The sequence below is a fragment of the Algibacillus agarilyticus genome (genome assembly GCF_003286125.1).
Taxonomy (GTDB): Bacteria; Pseudomonadota; Gammaproteobacteria; order Enterobacterales; family Alteromonadaceae; genus Algibacillus; species Algibacillus agarilyticus.
In genome coordinates this window covers 1-19,970 of the sequence record NZ_QMED01000021.1, presented here as the reverse complement: position 1 = coordinate 19,970, position 19,970 = coordinate 1, and the positions used below count along the sequence as shown (strand labels likewise).

The 19,970-nt window shown below is 37.6% G+C and carries 17 protein-coding genes and 1 pseudogene; 8 read left to right on the top strand and 10 right to left on the bottom strand.

Translation table 11 applies throughout. From position 1 onward, the window contains the following. Positions 1-106 precede the first annotated feature (106 nt). Positions 107-862 carry a helix-turn-helix domain-containing protein gene (locus tag DPX34_RS15225; RefSeq protein ID WP_111979311.1) on the top strand — a complete coding sequence of 252 codons (756 nt, stop codon included), beginning with the start codon at positions 107-109 and terminating at the stop codon, positions 860-862. Between the two features lie 66 nt (positions 863-928). Here DPX34_RS15225 and DPX34_RS15220 read toward each other — a convergent pair whose 3' ends face one another. From DPX34_RS15220 to DPX34_RS15210, 3 genes are read right to left on the bottom strand one after another with little or no spacing between them, the layout of a single operon-like run. Next, on the bottom strand, positions 929-1,234 hold the full coding sequence (locus DPX34_RS15220; protein WP_111979310.1) for a DUF3817 domain-containing protein: 306 nt from the start codon (positions 1,232-1,234) through the stop codon (positions 929-931). Between the two features lie 51 nt (positions 1,235-1,285). Beyond that, positions 1,286-1,900, bottom strand: a complete 615-nt coding sequence (locus DPX34_RS15215) for an LURP-one-related family protein (protein ID WP_232824761.1) — start codon at positions 1,898-1,900, stop codon at positions 1,286-1,288. 26 nt (positions 1,901-1,926) lie between these two features. After that, positions 1,927-3,204 (bottom strand): sugar efflux transporter, encoded by a 1,278-nt coding sequence (locus tag DPX34_RS15210; RefSeq protein ID WP_157964747.1) that lies wholly within the window; start codon positions 3,202-3,204, stop codon positions 1,927-1,929. 178 nt (positions 3,205-3,382) lie between these two features. On the opposite strand from DPX34_RS15210, the gene DPX34_RS15205 reads away from it, so the two are divergent. Further along, positions 3,383-4,171: a transporter substrate-binding domain-containing protein gene (locus DPX34_RS15205; protein ID WP_111979308.1), complete on the top strand. Its 789-nt coding sequence runs from the start codon at positions 3,383-3,385 to the stop codon at positions 4,169-4,171. 143 nt (positions 4,172-4,314) lie between these two features. Here DPX34_RS15205 and DPX34_RS15200 read toward each other — a convergent pair whose 3' ends face one another. The 4 genes from DPX34_RS15200 to DPX34_RS15185 all read right to left on the bottom strand — a co-directional run bounded on the left by DPX34_RS15200 (position 4,315) and on the right by DPX34_RS15185 (position 7,905). Next, the gene (locus DPX34_RS15200) at positions 4,315-5,139 is read right to left on the bottom strand and encodes a DHHA1 domain-containing protein (protein ID WP_111979307.1); all 825 of its coding nucleotides are present in this window, start codon (positions 5,137-5,139) and stop codon (positions 4,315-4,317) included. A gap of 317 nt (positions 5,140-5,456) precedes the next feature. Continuing rightward, entirely contained in the window at positions 5,457-6,137 is a 681-nt protein-coding gene (locus DPX34_RS15195; RefSeq protein WP_111979306.1) for a P-loop NTPase family protein, read from the bottom strand. A gap of 664 nt (positions 6,138-6,801) precedes the next feature. Continuing rightward, complete coding sequence (locus DPX34_RS15190; protein ID WP_157964746.1) at positions 6,802-7,071, bottom strand: helix-turn-helix domain-containing protein; 270 nt, start codon at positions 7,069-7,071, stop codon at positions 6,802-6,804. 510 nt (positions 7,072-7,581) lie between these two features. Further along, positions 7,582-7,905, bottom strand: coding sequence for a hypothetical protein (locus DPX34_RS15185; protein WP_111979304.1), 324 nt, complete (start codon positions 7,903-7,905; stop codon positions 7,582-7,584). 26 nt (positions 7,906-7,931) lie between these two features. Here DPX34_RS15185 and DPX34_RS15180 point away from each other — a divergent pair, with 26 nt between their 5' ends. From DPX34_RS15180 to DPX34_RS22055, 3 genes are all read left to right on the top strand, one after another. Beyond that, positions 7,932-8,675: a hypothetical protein gene (locus DPX34_RS15180; RefSeq protein WP_111979303.1), complete on the top strand. Its 744-nt coding sequence runs from the start codon at positions 7,932-7,934 to the stop codon at positions 8,673-8,675. 54 nt (positions 8,676-8,729) lie between these two features. Next, complete coding sequence (locus DPX34_RS15175; RefSeq protein WP_111979302.1) at positions 8,730-11,888, top strand: RHS repeat domain-containing protein; 3,159 nt, start codon at positions 8,730-8,732, stop codon at positions 11,886-11,888. 138 nt (positions 11,889-12,026) lie between these two features. Further along, positions 12,027-13,598 carry an RHS repeat-associated core domain-containing protein gene (locus DPX34_RS22055; protein WP_111979301.1) on the top strand — a complete coding sequence of 524 codons (1,572 nt, stop codon included), beginning with the start codon at positions 12,027-12,029 and terminating at the stop codon, positions 13,596-13,598. A gap of 899 nt (positions 13,599-14,497) precedes the next feature. Here the strand turns inward: DPX34_RS22055 and DPX34_RS15160 are convergent. The 3 genes from DPX34_RS15160 to DPX34_RS15150 all read right to left on the bottom strand — a co-directional run bounded on the left by DPX34_RS15160 (position 14,498) and on the right by DPX34_RS15150 (position 16,706). Beyond that, complete coding sequence (locus tag DPX34_RS15160) at positions 14,498-14,863, bottom strand: hypothetical protein (protein ID WP_111979299.1); 366 nt, start codon at positions 14,861-14,863, stop codon at positions 14,498-14,500. 634 nt (positions 14,864-15,497) lie between these two features. Further along, positions 15,498-16,010: a hypothetical protein gene (locus DPX34_RS15155; protein WP_111979298.1), complete on the bottom strand. Its 513-nt coding sequence runs from the start codon at positions 16,008-16,010 to the stop codon at positions 15,498-15,500. A 228-nt stretch (positions 16,011-16,238) separates the two neighbouring features. Further along, complete coding sequence (locus DPX34_RS15150; protein ID WP_111979297.1) at positions 16,239-16,706, bottom strand: hypothetical protein; 468 nt, start codon at positions 16,704-16,706, stop codon at positions 16,239-16,241. A 159-nt stretch (positions 16,707-16,865) separates the two neighbouring features. Between DPX34_RS15150 and DPX34_RS15145 the strand changes: the two are divergent. The 3 genes and pseudogenes from DPX34_RS15145 to istB form a co-directional block, all read left to right on the top strand. Continuing rightward, positions 16,866-17,357, top strand: a pseudogene (locus tag DPX34_RS15145) (transposase); the annotation flags it as partial. 224 nt (positions 17,358-17,581) lie between these two features. Further along, entirely contained in the window at positions 17,582-19,126 is a 1,545-nt protein-coding gene (gene istA / locus DPX34_RS15140; protein ID WP_111979360.1) for an IS21 family transposase, read from the top strand. An 11-nt stretch (positions 19,127-19,137) separates the two neighbouring features. Beyond that, positions 19,138-19,890, top strand: a complete 753-nt coding sequence (gene istB, locus DPX34_RS15135) for an IS21-like element helper ATPase IstB (protein WP_111979296.1) — start codon at positions 19,138-19,140, stop codon at positions 19,888-19,890. Positions 19,891-19,970 lie beyond the last annotated feature (80 nt).

Sequence of the window (19,970 nt, the reverse complement as noted above, 5' to 3'; positions counted from 1 at the left end):
TGTGTCGTGTTTTAAGATGACAAAACCGAGTGATTTATGATACTCATTTCACTTAAGTCATAAATTAAGCTACATTAAGTAACAAAATACATTACCCAACGCCAAAATGAATCAAGATAAGTTGTTAATAGAAGTGCTTAAAAGTGAATTAAAAAAACAAGGTGTGGCTTACAAAGACATCGCAGCGCATTTGTCGCTGAGCGAAGGCAGCATCAAACGTTTATTTTCAACCTATGATTTTTCGCTGTCACGATTACAAAATATTTGCTCGCTGATCAATCTAGATTTTTCTGATTTAGTCGAAATAATGCAAGCAACGCAATTATCTACCGACAAACTCAGTATTGAACATGAAGAAAAATTAGTGGCTGATATCCCCCTTTTATTAACCGCTCATTTACTCATTAATAAATGGTCGGTTAATCAAATATTAAGTCATTACCAAATCGACAGCGTTAAAATGACACAACTGCTCGCCCAGTTAGATCGCATGAATGTGATCGAATATTTACCCGGTGAGCGAGTTAGACTAAAAATAAGCCGTAATTTCACATGGTTACCTAATGGACCGATACAACAATTTTTTGAAAAACATATCGAACACGCATTCTTCAATTGTCACTTTACATCGCCAGGCGAAATAAAATTATTTAATTCGGGCATGTTAACCAAACAATCAAATGATGAAATGCAACGACAAATAAAAAAGCTAGGCTGTTTTTTTGATGATTTACACCAATCTGATAGCAAAGAAGATTTAACCCATAAATTTGGCACGAGCTTAATGATCGCGATGCGACCGTGGGATATAAAGCTGTTTAATGAGTTAAGAAAAGCAGGCACCGAGAAAATATTTAAATAAAGCGGTGCTAAAAACCATGCATAGCTAAATCATTAGCTTGCATGGTTTTGATTAAAAAATTTAAATTTACGCGGTACCAGCAGGTTGAGCTGTCATTGCACTTTTACGGTCTAATTTTCTCAAATAAATTTCAACCAAAATAAAGGCAAACGGGATCAAAGAAGCAACAAACAACGCTAGCCATCCCATAATAGGCCATGATTTTTTACCCGAAACCATTAACGATAGCGCTAAATAAACCATAAATAAGACACCATGCCCTATACCTAACACACTCACAAAATCTCGACTGATCAACCCTAACGTAACACTTAAAATAAGCAGATAAGACAAACCTTCTAACAGACTCACTAACCGAAAAGCATTTAACATTGAAACTCCAAAAACGTTAACTCAACCTATAACTTAAATAAAAAATAACAATTATTCTTTTAAAACCATATCAATGCACATAACCGCAGCCAAAATTAATTTACGGGTATCATCATTTTGCGGTACGGCATTTGATATAGTTAAAACATAATTATCAGCACTGGTAAACAGCTCTCGCCCTATTCCGGCCCATTCTTTAGACACATTTGCGAGTTCTGTTTCGCCTTGTTTAAACGAAAAATTCCAACCGGTCCATTGCCCTGCTAATTCACATACCACGTTATCGTTTGGATCTAATACATCGAACTTGCCACCAATCGAGAACAATTTTTGTTTAAATCCGCCGATGAGTTTGTTTTCATGATCCCGCACTTCAATTTTTGATAAGAAAATTGAAATATCACGTTTGATACGCACAATTCGATCGCCGTCTGGCGTACGAATTTGTATATCAAAAGGCGTCATTTTTTTAAAGTCGGTAAAACGCAGTAGCTTCGTGATAAAACCTAAAGTGGGCTCACGGCATTCCATGATGATCTCACCACTTGTGGGATCATAAATATCAAAATTGTTAGCAGCTTTAAAAAGCCCAACATGCTCTTTAACCAAAAACACATCGTTGTTTAGTAATTCACTCATCTCATTGTCTATATTGGTTTTGCTCATTAATCGTGATTATACCCTTCACCACTTCAAAGTGCATCTTGCGATAATTTACATTGAGAGCAAGCGTTATGATTTAAAAATAAGCCTAAAAATACCGCGCCTAAAGCCGAAGCGGCCGCCGCGCCTAATAATGCATATCTAAAACTAAAATATTGAGCAATAACGCCCATACAGCTTGCCCCAACCATTACCCCAATTTTAAAACCATTTGAATACACCGCCGATGTAAAACCAATACGAGCAGGTAATTGCTCTTGCATAAGTGTTAAACCAACCCCTGCAAATAACCCGTAAAATAAGGCATTTACAACTTGTAAAGCTAACAAAACCGCAAACGTTGTTGCATTAAAAACACCGATATAAAACACACAGCCAAAACAAAACGCGGCTAACATAATATGTGTTTTGCTAAATCGTTGGCACAACCGGCTAGACCACAACATAATCGGTATTTCAAGCCCAGCAACCAGCCCCATCAACACACCAGGTGTATAACGCGGCAAAGCAAGTTCATTAATCGTATATAAAGGTAAAGCGGAAGTGTACATATTATTACCCATCGACCCCATCACAATGGCTAAAGCAAGAAACCAAAATGATAATGGGGCTTTAGTGGGTGGCTCGTTTGTTATCGGTTTATTCGCAGCGGGTTGTTCAGGAATACACAAAGCCACAAACATAATGCCGATACAGGCAACTAAAACAGCCATACTAAACGTTGCAGTAAACCCAATGTATGCCACGAGGGTAAACCCCAGTGGTGGCCCTATCATCCAAGCAAACGAAATACCGGCTCTTATTCGCGCATTAAATTGTGTAATATCAACCGGCTTATCTTGTGTCCATTGCCGGCTTAAGGTCAACATTTGAGGCACACTCGCATTACCAAACGCCATAAAAAAAACACCCGCTAAAAGTACCACCGCAAATAAATTGGTGTTCATATAAACCAACAAAGCTAAAATGATGCCGCTATTCGCTAAAATATACATTTTTCGGGCACTGTAACCTTGATCAGCTAATCGGCCTAAATATTGACTAATGGCTAAGCCTGATAACGTAACCAACACCATATAAACCCCAATATAGATTGGTTCTACCTTAAGTTGCTCCACTAAAAAATAACTCAATAACGGATAGATAAAGGCACCAATTAACCCCGTTAATATACTCAGAAGAATAAATTGAAAAGCAGAAGTAGACGTAAAAATGGCAGGCATAATAAGCAAAAACATAGACAAGAAAAATGAAGCCGCGAAGTTTAAGGTAATTAAACCCGAATTGATATAGAAAGTGAGTTTCAAACGCTTGCTATTAATAGTATAAAAAATCATTGATAATAATGCGCTCACACCGCTTAGCGCTTCGATTAATCAGCAACTATAATGATTAATGAATACCCCTTAAGGATGACAATGTTAGAGTTGTCAGACTGCTAATCAAAACACTAAATGAGGAATTATCTATTTGTGTAAATACTCAATGAGCAAAAGTCATTTGTCATTTTTAGGGATGTTATTGAGTTGGCAGTTAATTTTCGTTCCGACTTCGTTAGCAAACCAGGCTGACGGTACGGTCAAAATAGGCAGTTATTTAACGCCGGGCTTAATTAAAAATGATGGAAGCGGTTTATTTAATCAATTAAATGATGCCATATTTTCAGAAATAAATAAAAAACATACCCTCAATATTTCTTCTTTAAACCGTGCTAAAAACGGAATTAAAACAGGGGCTTTAGATGCCTATTTTCCTGAATTATGGGAACAATTACCCGGCAATAAAGATCAGTATATTGTCTCTGATCCTATCTTTTATAAACGCATTATTTTATTTACCTTAAAAAATTCTCAGCTATCGCATATATCCGATTTTGAGCACTACATTTTAGGCGCTGTGCGCGGATTTTCTTACGGAGAAAAAATCAAATCAAATACTCAGCTAAAACTGGTTTATCATGAAAACGATATGGTGAATATCAACTTATTATTAAATAAACGAATTTCAGGTGTGATCGGTGGTTTTCCCGGCACCGTGTTAGCCGTAAAAAAAATGGATTTGAATCATCAAATTAAATATGATTTGAATAAGCCAGTCGCTGTGCTTGAAAGCTTTTATGTTTGTGCTAACACAAAAAAAGGCATTGAACTTTGCCAGTCGATTAACCAAGCACTCAATACATTAAAACAAAAAAATAAACTCAGTTTAAATAAAGAGACCGGTAAGAGTTTGTTTTCACCAACTAAATTAATCACACTCAAAACATCAAAATAAGCGTCGTGTAAAAATCGTTTCCAATCAAATCATAGAGAGAAAAAAACAAACAGCTAACCAAAGGCGATCAGCGGTATACATCTAATTAAACTGAGTTGAAATTAATGACGAACAAATAAATCTTTACATCAAAAATTTAATTTCTAATCGTTACTAGGGTTAAAGTGATGAGCCGGTTTAGCCACCGAAAAACCCGCCGCGTGAAAATGCCCACCACCGCCAAACTGCTTTGCAATAAGCGCCACATCAATACCATCTTCAGCCGAGCGTAACGAATAAACCCGCTTATCCGCTGTATCAAAAAACATAGCCGCAAACGGATGACCTTTGGCGAGCTCGTTACCAATTTCACTGATCAAATGAGTTGTATTAATGCAAGGCACTTGATGACCGGCAATCGTTACCATTTCAATATCTTGTTTTAAAGCACGTTTAACTTTGGCTTGCTGATAAGCTTCAATCACTTCACCTTCTGCACACAATTCGGCCGTTTTAGCGTTGTCGAGCAAAGGCTCCCAAATTTCAAAGTCCATCGATTTAAGTTGTAATGCAGCTGAATACGCTTTACTCATGGGCAATGCCCATGTCCATAAATCACGATCTTGGATATAGCGGATCAAATCAGGGACTTCATCTGCATTGCCAAATTTTTCCCATGCCATCATGGCACCCGATTTACTCATATCAAATTCACAGAAAGGCAAACCAACTAAATCGGCTTCGGCGGTTTTATGATGATCAAGCACAATAATAGATTCAGCTTGCTCACTCATCCGAATAAGCACGTCACGAGGATAAGCAAAATCAACTATATACACGTTTTTTCCGGTTACATCCGGTGCTTCATCACCATGAAATGCAGGTAAAAATTCACATTCTTGTTGCAGCTTGTCTAAATAAACTTTAACTGACAAAGCAGCACCAAAGCCGTCTGCACAGCTTTTATGATATATACAAATATTATTCATGGTGTTCCTATAGGCGCAGGTATAACCGTATCAATTAACGGTTGTACTCCTGATTAAAATAAGGCGAGTAGTGAGCGTGAATAATTAAGCATGACAAGGTCTGTCGCTGCCAATAAAACATCAAATATCGCGTTCTGTATTTATTATATACTTAAGTCGTATTCAGATGCAGAATTTGTGAATATTTTAAAGGTAGGTTAGTTAAAATCAGTAAAAAGCAAAAATTGAAAAACAGATCAAAGAAGCTGAGCAATAATCGCGATTTTTTTACACCCTGCGCCGCATCCTTGCAGCACACATTGGGGTTTTTAATTGAATTAAATCAAATCAAACTGTTTATATACATTACGAAGCCAAACTTTCATGCGTTGGCGTTCTGCGATATTCATAATGCTTTTATTATTGGCGACCGCCCAAAAGCTGGTGTTTTCAAAATCAATTTTTTGCGTCAATTTAGTTTGTAACTTAGGCAGTTCCAAAATAATAGCGCCACGAGCAACCGCTTTGGCATACGCTTGAGATTTTTGTAACTGACTAAAGTTAGTACCCCGACCAAAATTTTGCACAATCACAAATTTCACGGCACTTGCTTCGTAGCGTGTTAACAACTTGTCTAACAAATGAACAGAATCAGCACCATCGTCCATTACATGCCACATATAAACTTGATACTCAAGCTCTTCAAATAGACCTAAAACATCGGTTTCGTCGATCCATTTCTCTAGTGGTTGCGCCGCTTGAGCCGCTAAATCAATGATTAAATCGTGTTTGGGGTTTTCATCAACCGACGTTAGCATTTTATCTAAGCTATCTTCTTCACCTAAAATAACCGGCGACGCAAATTCGTTATAAAAACGTGAAAAAGTACCGTGTGACGAGTCACAATCAAAACCTAAAAAAGGTTGGTCATTATCAATACAATATTGAGCAAAAACGCGAGAAGTCATCGATTTACCAACCCCGCCTTTTTCACCGCCAACAAAATGAACCTTGCGCATTTAATATTCCTTTTATTAAAACTTATATACTTTATAGAGAGGTCGTAAACTTAATTCATGGTTAATTTAAATACCGAAAAACCAAATGTAAATAACGTAAAAACATTAATATAAAAACAATACCATGCTAATTTATTGGGCTCAATAAGTCGCGATTTTTTAAGCCAGAAGAGCAAAAATTTAGGTTATGAAACAAAATAATAAAATCTTGCAACCTTGTGTAAACTTAACGCCAACCTCAAATTAACCTCCCCTGCTTACATCACCTAAAATCGATAATGACCAAAAACAGCAACTTGTTTTTTCGATTAAACTCAAATCACACATTCACGCGTAGGGAGCGGTGAGCTTGCAACTCGCAACGGTTTTTTGGTTTTTTGGTTTTTTGGTTTTTTGGTTTTTTGGTTTTTTGGTTTTTTGGTTTTTTGGTTTTTTGGTTTTTTTGGGGTTATGTTGTGCTAATTTTTTAATTGTCGCGTTTACACATCGCCTAATGGATAAATAAAAAATCACTAGGCTCTAAATAGATAAAACGCACCAGCCAATTCAATGCGAAGTGGTCGAGCTATGTTAATTCGTTCTCATTCAACAGAGTAAATTAAAGATAGGGCCTTTAACAAAAGAAAAAAAGTAAAGACCCAACCCCGAAGTTAACGTTTGGCCATCACCATTCATCCTGCGAGAGCTCATTATTAGGTAGGCTATTTTCCAGCGATTTATTTTTTTCTACAAATTGTAACTTTACGCCCAAAATAGAAAGCACCTTAAACAAGCGTTCTATTGTCACCTTTTGTGGTGCACTTTCGAGCGTTTGATAGCTTTGTTGGCTGATGCCAAGTTTTTCAGCCAGCGCTTTTTGAGAAAGCCCATTAGATTTTCTAAACCCGACAAGAATCGGTTTAATTTGATCAAGAGTATTAATTGTGTAATTCACGCTCACCACCAAAACAATGTATAGGCTGTTAATTCGGGTTTTCATTGGTTTAAGCGCAAAAAAGTGTGATTTAACAATTTTTCCTAATCCATTCTTGCACATCGGTTAACCGCCCACTTACGTTACTCGCCGTTCGTGGCACTCGCGCTAACAGTTGGGGCAAACATGTCCTCGATGATGGCTCAATAAAATGTACATCACACCCCAAATAACCCATATTGAGTTTGGTGGGCCTAATATGAAAACGCGCCTCATTACCTCAGGCGCCGGGCTTTATAGCCTGCAAACTAATTTGCCAGGTAAATCACAAAACGAAAAATTTATATTGTTTATTATTACGCATGAACAGTGAATGTGTAGCTGATTTGTTGGTAGGGTGCAGTGAGCTTGCGAACCGCACCGTTTTGTTATTTTGTTTGCTAAATTTTCATTCCGATTATCGGGAGCCGCCTTTCTAAATTTTAATGCCTAATAAGCCAAGGTGATGAGTCTTTTATTAATGCGTGTCCTTTACGATTCTCGCCATTCTCGGCAAGTATACTTTGGATTAACTTGTTTCATTTGTTCACTGATTTTTACCGAATTGCTATCAGCATTAACCAAGGTGCGCCACGCATTTAACCATGTTTGCCATTGTTGTTTAAGTTCGTCAGAAGTCGCTAAATAGAAACTTTTTTCAAGATCTGCAACATGCTGCGGAACATACGAAAGTTCACAAACAAGAGTGATAGACAGCCAACGATAAACAATACCTTTATTCCCTAATAAAACCCCCTTATAAATAAAGTTGACAATAAAGAAAACCGTTACATGATAACTGTTAACAAAAATCAATATACATAGATTAATTTAGGATAGTAATGTTAAGTAAGATTAAATGTTTTTTGATACTTTTATATGCTTTCAATATTAGTGCCAATACTTTATATAGCAGTGCACCATATTTTGTTGGCGTGGGAAATTCTTATCAATTAAGTTGGTCATATACACCTTCTGTAAATAACGTGTATGCATATGTAGAGTTACACAAATACGACTACATTTATGGTCAATATAAACAAATAAATAGCTGGGTAAACCAGAATGGTTTCGTAACTTTAAATGCTGAAACAGATATTAATCATAATTATAAACTAGTGGGCTGCGTAATAACTTCGATCTCATATATTATTGATTGTAATGCTACTAGTTATGCCTATGTAAATATCGTAAACCCAATCCCTCCCGAAAATTTTCAGGTTAACTCAACTCGCATTTCAATTAATAACAGCTTCAAAATCAGTGGCGATATTTTAAACGCAGCAAACAGTGCATATACAATAAAAATTTTAAAAGAAGACTTAGGCTCTTGGAATGTTGTCGACACTCAACACGTATATTCAATGCAAGCATCGTCTATTGATCTAAGTTATACCCCAAGTGAAAAAGGCATTTATAAAGTAAATGTTCGTAACTGCATTATGGGCTTCTGTGGATCAACAATTGAATCAAGTCAAATAGAGGTTGTTGAAGGCGCTGTATATATACCACCAACACCAAGTGTAAGAAAAGTGACCTACATACATACGGATATACTCGGTACGCCAGTAGCTGAAACACATTAAGGCTAATTAATATTTTTAATTACTTAACAAATTATTAAGAGTTATAGGAAAAAAATGAAAATAATTTCAATGCTGTCGTTCATACGATCCGCTTTAATAATCTTACCATTAATACTTTCAAATTACGTACAAGCGAATATTGATGAAATTCGAGAAAATACACAAGTAAGAGATATGCTGCTCGATGTAACGGAACAAAAAGTATTAGGTTTAAAAAGTTTAAATACAGGTTTACTTGGTGATCGCTTTGACATTACCACAGGGGATATCAGCTTTTATAGACAAATAGCGTCTATCCCAGGTAATTCCAACCTACCCGTTTCATTAGGGCAAATACTAAAAGGTAGAAATGGATGGGAATTTGATTCCCCAAGTATATCGACAAAAGTATTTGGTAGATTTGGATTAAGCGCCTCTGAAGTAAATAACCACAATGGATTTATTGACCCAAGAATTGAACATGGTGAACTATGGGGCGTAGACCGTTGTAGCGGAACACCACAATACACACCAATATATGTTAAAGCAAAAGCTAACGGGGTGACGTGGAGCCCAGGTGCAACCAATACTGACGCTTCATTTTATCCACTGTTTGGCTTCCCTTATATGATGATTGAGCCTAAAACCCATAGCGGGCCATTAACAATGCAAACGCCAGGTGGTCAAAATCAAGCAGTGCTATTTAGTAATAAAACAAATGAATTATTACAAGATCCAAATAGCACAGCGGCAATGTATACAACTTCAAACAATTGGCACATTAGTTGTATTCCTGAAATTGGCAACAACCAAGGTGAAGGCTTCAAAGTAATTACAAATAATGGGCATATCTATACATTCGATAAACTATTTTATCAAGATATAGAATTATCATTGCAAGAAAAAAAATTATCTGATTACGACGAAACATACACAGGCCAATATAGTGGTGATTCGGTGGGGTGGCGTTCTATCGATGATTATGAATATAAAATGGCTCATATGAAGGCATCAAAAATTGAAGATGTATATGGTAATTGGGTTAAATATGATTACGACAGTGAGGGTACAGTTGAAAGAATATATAGCAGTGACAATAGAGAAATAACAGTAAGTGAAGCAATAAATGACAAGCGTACTATAACCGTTAATGACCGTATATGGGAAAGCGACAAAAAGTCACTCAAATTACCGGATAACACCATATGGTCACAATCGGCGGATCAAGATTCTGCGGCAAGCCCCAATGCAGATATATTACATACTGATATTGCTAACGAATGGTTCTGTAAAGAGGAAACTTGGACTGCCACAATTACTCATCCTAACGGTACAATTGGTCATTTTACATTCAAGCCGATTAGGCAACTATACTCAGGGGTTAAAGTAACATTAGGTACTTGGTTAAAAAACTGCAATGTTGAATATCATTCAGCTAATCGTATGCGCAAACAAGGTACTTTATCTTATAAATTGGTTAGAAAAAGCTTACAACTGCCTAGTGGTGCTAGTTACCACTGGTTATATGATTACCAAACCGAGAGATCAGAAACAGTCCCTGACGATGGGTATATTACTGGCACAGAAATAACAACGGGTAAACTAAAATGGCACAAAGTTACAAATCCTGATGGCACAATAATCCGTTACTGGATAAATAGAGCAAAATATAGCAGCTCGTATGGAAATGTTGAAAAGAAAGAAATATTCCAAAATATAACTGACTTTAATAACAATAATCCGTTAAGCACAACTAATAACATTTATCAACCATCTGACTATATCGGGGCGGCTTGGTTAGTACAAGGCACCGCGGTTTACAGGCCATATTTAAAAACAAAAACAATGATTATGCACAATCATATCGATGACACTTCAGATACATACAACACGGAGTATGAATATAATAAAGACATTTTTTCTAGCGATTTCAGTTATGGTCAACCGACTAAAATTACAAGGTTTAGTGATGTAAATGATGATAGCGCTTTATACGGTACTTGGACAAATGGTAAAGGCAAAATCGTTGAAGAAATTAACTATAAACACATAAAAAAACAGTGGATACTCAATTTACCCGAAAAAATAATAGTTAATGGAAAAGAGTACGATAATTGGATATATGATGACAACGGAAGGTTAAAAGAATACAAACGGTTTGGCTCAATCTGGGGAAAATATCATTACCATTTAAGTGGTACTGATGAAAATTTACTTAAAACTTTTGAAAACTCAAAAGGCCAAACCACCGAGTATTCTAATTATAAACAAGGCAAAGCTAAAACGATAAAACGGCCAGATGAACAATTTGTATATGCAGAATACGATGACAACGGTTGGTTAACAAGCCAACAGAACGCTCTCGGCAATATTACAACTTATGATTATGATGACGTTGGGTGGCTCGAAAGTATAAATAAGCCAGCGCCAGCAGCCCCAATCAGCGTGACTTATATCAAAAACAAGTTTGGTGTCTTAGAAACTATCACCGGGTTGCCAACGGGGAATAAAGTAACCACTTACGACAATTTTTTACGCCCTATATTAATTCAAAATAATAGTGTATTTAAATCAATCCAATATGACCATAATAATCGGCCTACATTTCAGTCTAACCCTTCATTTGATCAAGATGAAACCGCCGGTGTATCAACAACTTATGACGCGCTAGGTCGAACACTTCAAATAAAAGAAACCGTTTATCCAAATACCAAGACTGATTTTACTTTTGAATCAGGCAATACCGTTAAGTCAACTCTATCATCCGACGAAAACACGGATACATTCATAACCCTCACAAAGAAAAGTGGATTTGGCAATAGCAATGATGGTTACCTAACCAGTGTATACAGTCCTGAAAATGTAACAACCCACATGAGTTATGACCAATTTAGTTTGCGACGCGCAATAACACAATCAGGTATGCACAATAATGAATTATTAAGTAAAACACAGTCTTTTACTTATAACAGTAGAGATAAACTGTGTAGACAATATATTCCTGAGACCGGTGTAAAACTTTTTGATTATGATGAACTAGATAGAATTAACTTTTATCAAGAAGGACAATCAGACACTAATTGTATTGAGTTAGCAATAGATCGGCCAGACCAATCTATTAAAATGACTTACACTAAAATGGGCCAATTAGATAAAACTATTTTCCCAAGTGCTAAAAGTGGCTACTCACAAACCCCCAACATTGATAGAGACTACGATTACAACGGTAATTAAAAAAAACTACAAAGAGGTATAGCATCTTGGAATTACAAATATGATGATCGGAATACGCGATATGAAGAGACCTTAACGATTGATGGTCTCAACTTTAAAACAGAATATGATATTAATTCATATGGTCGATTAACCGCAATGACATACCCTTCAGGAGATACGGTTAATTTTTCTCCTAATACTTCTGGCCAACCATCTAAAGCTGAGCTTAGCTCACAAAATACTTTATATGCTCAAGATATTTTATATCACGCTAATGGCGATATAAATAGTTTTAAATATGGCAACGGGATTGAGTTTCTTCAAACACAAAATGATAGGGGGTTACCTGAATTTAGACAAGCATTATTAAGTAATGAGCAAGATTCACCTATGAGTTTGAAATACACTTATGACGCCAGAAAAAACACCACACATATTGATAATCTATTAGATAACAGCCGCAATATTACAAATACATTTGATGGACTTAACCGATTAGACACTGCAACAAGTCAGTCTTGGGGAGGCGAATTAAATTATACCTATGATCCTATCGGTAATTTAAGAAAGCGCAGTATTAGTGGCAATCCATTTAATACAGAAGTTTATTTTTCCGGGATTAATGGAGAAAAAAATAGAGTTAGCGGTACAAGTGTAAACGGTAGTGTTGCTGTATATCAATATGATGACAGAGGCAATGTAACAAATAATAACAAACACGCTTTTAATTATGATTACCTCAATCAACCTACGACTATTAATAGCCAAGGTCATTCAGGTACTTTTATCTACGATGGCCACAAAAAAAGAGTAAAAAAAATAGTCAATGGTAAAACAACTTATTCGGTCTACACCTTGGGGGCCGGACTCGTTACTCAATATAATAAAACAGATCAAACGCACACTGACTATATTCGTGCAGGTGGTACACTGATAGCGCGTGTAGAGAGTAAAGGTAGCGCTGCCGATCCAAATACCAATGCGTTTAACCAAGTTTTGCAACCAGAGCAAACTAACAGTGCTTTAATTTGGACAGATCAAAGCTTACCCTATGGTTTGCCATTAGATTCCCCCGCTGCTAAAGCCGATTCTCTTGGTTATACCGGCCATGTGAAAGATGATAGTGGTTTAGTGTATATGCAGGCACGATACTATGATCCAGTGATTGGTAGGTTTTTGAGTAATGATCCTGTTGGGTATTCGAATGTTCATAATTTTAATCGTTATGCTTATGCGAATAATAATCCATATAAGTTTGTTGATCCTGATGGAAGGTCATCCGAATGTTTCTTTTGTCGAAGAGATTATAATACCGAAGCCTTGATGACGAAAGGAAAGGCTGTACGTCAAACCGTCGATGGGATCATGGCTGAAGAGTCAGGAGCTAATAATATTCAAGAATATAACACACCAACACTAGGGGAAGCTTTAAGTGAGCTTGGAGGTAAAATCCCAGGGTTACTGGGTGTTGCTAGTGCTATAACAGGCACAACTTTACAGGCTAACGATGCTAGTGATGATCAGACCGTTTCTCCAGCTGTATCTGGTATTGTTGTTGGAACGTCTGTTGGATTGGTTGTTGAGGATGTTGCCACTGATTATGGTAAAAAGTTAGCAAATTTAAAAGTCAAGGCTGCTAGCTATATAGCTGGCGCAGTATCAGGTATAATGGCAACTGCAGCTGAAAAGAATAACATTGAAAAGCGTAAGGAAGACAATGATGGGTAATATCCCAAGTATAAAAGATAAAGTCCTGACGTTGTATGGAGTACTATATTTTTCCTTTGTTATTTATGAAACGATATTTTATAGCGTAGACTTTCAAGTCTCGATGATCGTAAAGATAATATTTAACTTATTGCTGGCGACCATGTTTTACGGATACGTTAGTAAAAAAGCATTTTTTGATGCTTCAACTTGGAGGAGTATTTTTTACTTTTTAGTAGTCCTTTACTGCATATACTTTTCATTAGCGTTAGCAACTAAGGATATTAGCTTATTTGGAGTGCTCTTTATTACTATATTGAGTGTATCTCCGTTATTGTATATGTTGTATTTATATAGCAATAAGACACAGGAATATTGGAACTAAAGAAGATTATCAGGGGCATACATGGTCACTCCGATTAAATCAAACTCTATTGCTTGTTTTTTCCCGAATCTCGGGGTAAACCATTGAATAAATTACATATTTCTTTCTTACTAAACTAGTTTTATGCTTGGTAAAAGCTATCGAGGACAGGCTATCTAAGAAAAAGTTTAAACGGTTGATTTGGTTATGTTGTTACCGAACGCGGTAAGGAATAATCGCGTGGGACAGGCATCGTTAACACCCTAACTGAAGGATTAAAATAAAACCATAGATTTATTAGTGCCTGTCCCGCAAGAAACCCAAAATGTGCGAGTTAGTAGATGCTAGCTCGCAAACATAATGCCTGTAAATAGTAATGATCATGCTGGACAGAAACATGTAAACCTCTGATTTAATTAGATGTTAAAAATAGAGTCGACTACACATCGATGACTGTCCTTGAAGGGCTGTTACTGTTTTGGGTCGTCTTTTCCGCCACAAAATCAAGCGCCGAAAAGTTTGTCCAGCCCGGAACGGACGCGGCACTATAGCCTCGTTATGCATAGTTTTTCCACTGCTGCTTAGTGCCAACCCTTTGCTTGTGTTTAGGGTTTTGCTCAATGAAGATGGGAACATCAGATTTACTTTTAGGTAACGCAGGATCACTGTGATAACCACTACCTACAAAACGAAAACCAGCCTCCCATAGGCTCTTTGCTGCCGCCCAAGCTGAAGAGTCTGACTTCGGTGGCGTAGCAAAATTGCGACCCATAAATACCATGCGATGACCGCAATTTGGACACATATGAACAATTTCTGAATCAGACTGATGAGCCGAGCCAGACGATGTATTTTCAATTGCTTGACGCTTAAATGCTACATGACAATCAAAGCATGCAAATTTATGTAAGAACTCAGTCATAGTGCATAACACCTAACGCTTAATCGTGCGCGATTTGCGCATTTTTCTACCAAATCCGCGCGCACTTTTATACTTTCTGTATTTTTAACAAATACGCTAACACATTGCTATTTATATTGTTTATTTGCAGATAAAAATTTATCAAAGGTAAAAATGCACATCTTGCGCATTTTCTTTAATCAGGGAGCAAAGAACGGGAATTGTACATAAATACAGTCCTGAAAATGCGTGTTTGGTTTAAAACGGACAGAACGACAATGTCGAACTGCAGGGTCAGTCTTTACTTCGCTATTTTTTAATCGGTTGATTTAAGCTTTTAAAAGCTATCGAGAACAGGCTATCTAAGAAAAAGTTTAAACGGTTGATTTGGTTATGTTGTGACCGAACGCGGTAAGGTGTATAAAAATACACTTTTGTAGGGTGGCATGAGCGGAGCGAATCCCACCATTTTATGGTTGGTTTATCACTTCACTTTCTGATGTCGCGCCTCACTTCGTTCGAGGCGACCTACGGTGTATGTTTTATACTTTCCTTTTAAATATCTATTCTTTGTGGTACAAATAATCGTGTAAGACCATGCAGGACAGGCGCATTTAAGCCTTTGATTTAATTGGATATTACATAAGCGAATCGACTACACATCGATGACGGTCCTTGAAGGGCTTAACTTTAAGTATACTCGTTTTCCTTTCCACCACTCCAGAAAATCACCGTTTTGATCATAAACATTTGTATACTCCCAAGAAAACCCATCAAAGGTTTCATCGCAAAATTGTTGGATTTTATTCCAGCCTAGGCTTGCGGGAAATGCAACTAAATAAAGAAACTGTTTTTTACTATTTACGAATTCTTCATAAACGCCATCTTCATTTCTAACTGAGTTATTTATTTCTCGCATTCGAGATTCTTGGATATTTTTATAACCGTAGATTCTACAACCGATAAAGCCACTTCTTTTCTTTATCTCAAAATGGGTTCCATAGTCTTTGATAATATCTCCGTAAGTGAAACCAAATAGCTTTGCAGGAATTCGAATCACTTTATATTCACCATCACCCAATAATTGCAGTTGAATTGACTCAACTGCTGACAGGTCTGTATTTTCAAAAGTACTGAGTGTTAAAACTATTTCATTATCTACATTCATTAACTGCAACCTTTTTTGTCTTGGCACGTCGTTTTAGCCTCTCCACGATTTCCTGCACTTCTATTACTAACAACCATGCAAGACATGACTACAGATAAACAGCACAGGGATTTTTACTATATAAAGAGGGAACCTGCAACCATCCCACCCAATGGCTACTGCGCGCATGACTTTTTCAACACTTGAATGATGTGTCGGCTGCGCGACACATATCCTTATTTGTTATATTTAACTTTTACAGTGAGAAAAAGCACCTTGACGAAGCTTGGTAAATTCAACTTTCGAAGTTTTATTACCATCAAGTTTCAATAAATTGAAGGAGCAGCCTCTGTAGCCCATATCAAAAACCACCTTGTATTGAGCGTTTGGTTTAAGAGTGACAGCAGCGCTAACTGCACAAACTTTTGTATCTTGGGTTGCTGAAACTAAAATTCCGATCTCTTTACCTGATGGTAATGCCAACTTACCATCATTTCTAAATGATTCCATTTCAACTTTTGCTAAATTAGATAAGCATCCACTGGAATCAATTTCACCTATTCTAGTATTTTGCGTTGAGCTACCAGCAAACAATTTTAAATTAGATTTAGGAGTCAGTACTTCTACAATTGCTGCATTTAAGTCATCAGATGATTGATAAGTAGATGCACAACTAGCTATTAAAAATATTGATAAAATAACACTTAATTTATTCATATTAAGTAACCTCAAATGAAATATAACGAGACTGTAGAAAAACAACAATCTCAGCTTTAATAAATAAAAACAGTTTAATCTGTAAATTGTTGAAAAGAAACATTGAGTTGCAAGATCCCATGTGATCTAATAACTATTATTCGCCAACACCTTATAATCATGGCCAACTACAAGCCAGACTACTCACACCAAAACCAATTTATCGCTGTTGATTTCTCTGCGCAAATTGTTCCGGGTACATTCGAATATGCCTTAAGCCATATTATTGATAACAACCTCGACTTATCCTCGTTTAATGCCCGTTATAAAAATGACAAAGGTGGGGCGACAGCCTATTCACCAGCCATCATGCTCAAAATTATCTTGTTTGCTTATTCTCGTGGTTATATCTCCAGTCGTCGAATTGCACAAGCCTGTCAAACCAATATCACCTTCATGGCATTATCGGGTGATGCACAACCGCACTTTACTTCCATTGCCAGCTTTGTCGCGAATATGAGTGACAATATCGAGCCGTTGTTTACCCAAGTCTTAATGATTTGTGAACAAGAAAATCTAATTGGTCACAACATGTTTGCCATTGATGGCTGTAAAATTCCGTCCAATGCCAGCAAAGAATGGAGCGGCACACACCAAGAGCTCGAACAAAAAGCAAAGCGTGCATATTTTCATGCATCGCGATCACCTAATAACATTGATGCCGATCAGCTAATAACATCCATCGCGATCATGCAATAACATCGATGCCGATCACTTTTAACAAAAATGTTATTGAGTGATCGACTTGATGTTATTTGCTACCTAATCAAATTTCTCACGCATTGTAGGTGTGTTTAATCGTTATTCTTATCGTTTTAATTGCGATGGGGATAACTATGCCAACGGCACCTATATCTATGAGAAAACTTAAAGAAATACTTCGACTAAAATACGGTTCAAACTTAACGCATCGTCAAATAGCCAAAAGCTTGTCCATATCTCCATCTTCTGTTTCGACTTATGCGAACCGAGCTGCTCAGCTAGGGTTGAGTCAATGGCCTTTAGAAGATAAATGGGATGATGTCTCGTTAAAGCACGCCTTTTTCAATACCAAGGCAAAACCTAAACAATTTTCGCTACCCGAATGGTCTACGGTCAAACAAGCGTTAAGCTGTAAAACCATGACCCTTTTGCTGCTGTGGCAAGAGTACGCAGAGCAACACCCAGAGGGGCATTACAGTTACAATCACTATTGCAGGCAATATAAAGCTTGGCTTAAAACGCAAAGGCTTTCTATGCGCCAACACCACAAAGCGGGTGAAAAATTGTTTGTTGATTATTGCGGGCCAACCCTACCGATTGTTAATCCCAAAACAGGTGAATACCGTACGGCTCAAGTCTTTGTAGCGGTCATGGGGGCGTCGAATTACACCTACGCTGAAGCCACGCTATCACAAGGGTTAGAAGATTGGATAATGAGCCATGTTCGCTGCTTCGAGTTTCTCGGCGGCGTGCCGGAACTGGTGATACCGGACAACCTTAAAAGCGGCGTAACGAAAGCTTGTCGCTATGAGCCAGATTTAAACCCCACTTATCAACAATTAGCAGAGCATTATGATACGACGGTTATTCCTGCTCGGCCTTATAAACCCAAAGATAAAGCGAAAGCGGAAGTAGGCGTGCAAATTGTTGAACGTTGGATCATGGCTCGCCTTCGCCATGAAACCTTCTTCAGCTTGAAACAACTTAACCAGCGTATCGCAGAATTGCTTGACGATATGAATAACAGGAAAATGAAAAAGCACCCTGGCAGTCGAACCAGTCAGTTTGCCGCCATTGATAAACCCGCCTTAAAACCGCTACCACAGAGCACATATCAATATACCTTCGTTAAAAAGGTACGCGTTCATATCGATTACCATGTAGAAGTTGAACAGCATTATTACTCAGTGCCGTATTCCTTGGTCAAACAAAAGCTTGAAGCACATATAGGTGACCAACAAGTGAAGATTTACCACCAAGATAAGCTGGTGGCTATTCACCCAAGAGCTTATGGTGTAGGCCGGCATAGCACCAATGAACAACATATGCCCGAAGCGCATCGTCAGCATCAACAATGGTCGCCACAACGACTTGAACGGTGGGCGGCGCAAATCGGCAAACATACCGAGTCCTTGGTTAGACTCTACCTACAATCGCGTAAACACCCTGAGCAAAGTTACCGTCGCTGCCTTGGCTTATTAAACCTAGCCAAACAATATTCACCAGAACGACTGAATGCAGCTTGTGCCAGAGCATTGCAGACAAAAGTGACGCACCTTAAGGCCATCAGCAATATGCTCAGTAAAGGGTTAGAACAACAGCCACTACCGAATGAACAAAGAGACTTGCTTAATGACATTGAGCATCAAAACATCCGCGGTCAAGACTACTATCATTAAGGAATATTCACATGAATACATTATCAAACCAGTTAACGACATTAAAACTTAGCGGTGTTAAAGCCGCCTTATTACAACAAAAAGAGCAGTCTAATCTCTATATGGAACAAAGCTTCGAAGAGCGATTAAGCTTGCTACTGGACTATGAAATTACGGGACGGGAGCAGCGGCGTATTGAACGCCTCACCAGGCAAGCCAAATTTAGAATTAAAGCTAACTTACAAGAACTAGAATACCAAGCAGAGCGAGGGTTAAGCCAAGATAAGATCCGTAGCCTTGCACAAGGTGAATGGTTAACTCAACAGCATAACTTATTGATCACGGGGGCAACGGGTTGTGGCAAAACATACCTTAGTTGCGCGCTGGGTCATCATTATTGCCAGCAAGAACATAGCGTTTACTACTTCCGCTTAAAAGAACTACTGGAAAAGCTGTTTATGGCGCAAGCAGATGGTAGCTATCGAAAGTTAATCAACAAACTCAAAAGCTGCGACTTGCTGATCTTAGATGATTGGGGACTTGAGCCACTCAATGCCCAACAACGTAGCGATTTACTTGAGATTATCGATGCAAGATATGACTTCAAATCGACCATGATCACCAGTCAGCTTCCCGTCACCAGTTGGTATGAAATGATTGGAGAATCGACACACGCTGATGCGATCTTAGATAGACTTGTTCACAGTGCGATCAAGATCGAATTAAAAGGAGAATCAATGAGAAAAAGAAGAAATAAATTGACGGAAGCCGATCACGTCAGTTAGATTTTTATCAGGTCTACAATCGTGAGAAATTGTGATCGCCATCGATGTTATTAAGCGATCGGCATCATGTTATTACGCAA

What these genes read in the sequence shown, in the direction of transcription:
- DPX34_RS15225 (WP_111979311.1), top strand. Translation starts at nt 107, where the DNA reads ATGAATCAAGATAAGTTGTTAATAGAAGTGCTTAAAAGTGAATTAAAA.
- DPX34_RS15220 (WP_111979310.1), bottom strand. Translation starts at nt 1,234, where the DNA reads ATGTTAAATGCTTTTCGGTTAGTGAGTCTGTTAGAAGGTTTGTCTTAT.
- DPX34_RS15215 (WP_232824761.1), bottom strand. Translation starts at nt 1,900, where the DNA reads ATGAGCAAAACCAATATAGACAATGAGATGAGTGAATTACTAAACAAC.
- DPX34_RS15205 (WP_111979308.1), top strand. Translation starts at nt 3,383, where the DNA reads ATGAGCAAAAGTCATTTGTCATTTTTAGGGATGTTATTGAGTTGGCAG.
- DPX34_RS15200 (WP_111979307.1), bottom strand. Translation starts at nt 5,139, where the DNA reads ATGAATAATATTTGTATATATCATAAAAGCTGTGCAGACGGCTTTGGT.
- DPX34_RS15195 (WP_111979306.1), bottom strand. Translation starts at nt 6,137, where the DNA reads ATGCGCAAGGTTCATTTTGTTGGCGGTGAAAAAGGCGGGGTTGGTAAA.
- DPX34_RS15180 (WP_111979303.1), top strand. Translation starts at nt 7,932, where the DNA reads ATGTTAAGTAAGATTAAATGTTTTTTGATACTTTTATATGCTTTCAAT.
- DPX34_RS15175 (WP_111979302.1), top strand. Translation starts at nt 8,730, where the DNA reads ATGAAAATAATTTCAATGCTGTCGTTCATACGATCCGCTTTAATAATC.
- DPX34_RS22055 (WP_111979301.1), top strand. Translation starts at nt 12,027, where the DNA reads ATGACATACCCTTCAGGAGATACGGTTAATTTTTCTCCTAATACTTCT.
- DPX34_RS15160 (WP_111979299.1), bottom strand. Translation starts at nt 14,863, where the DNA reads ATGACTGAGTTCTTACATAAATTTGCATGCTTTGATTGTCATGTAGCA.
- DPX34_RS15155 (WP_111979298.1), bottom strand. Translation starts at nt 16,010, where the DNA reads ATGAATGTAGATAATGAAATAGTTTTAACACTCAGTACTTTTGAAAAT.
- DPX34_RS15150 (WP_111979297.1), bottom strand. Translation starts at nt 16,706, where the DNA reads ATGAATAAATTAAGTGTTATTTTATCAATATTTTTAATAGCTAGTTGT.
- istA (WP_111979360.1), top strand. Translation starts at nt 17,582, where the DNA reads ATGCCAACGGCACCTATATCTATGAGAAAACTTAAAGAAATACTTCGA.
- istB (WP_111979296.1), top strand. Translation starts at nt 19,138, where the DNA reads ATGAATACATTATCAAACCAGTTAACGACATTAAAACTTAGCGGTGTT.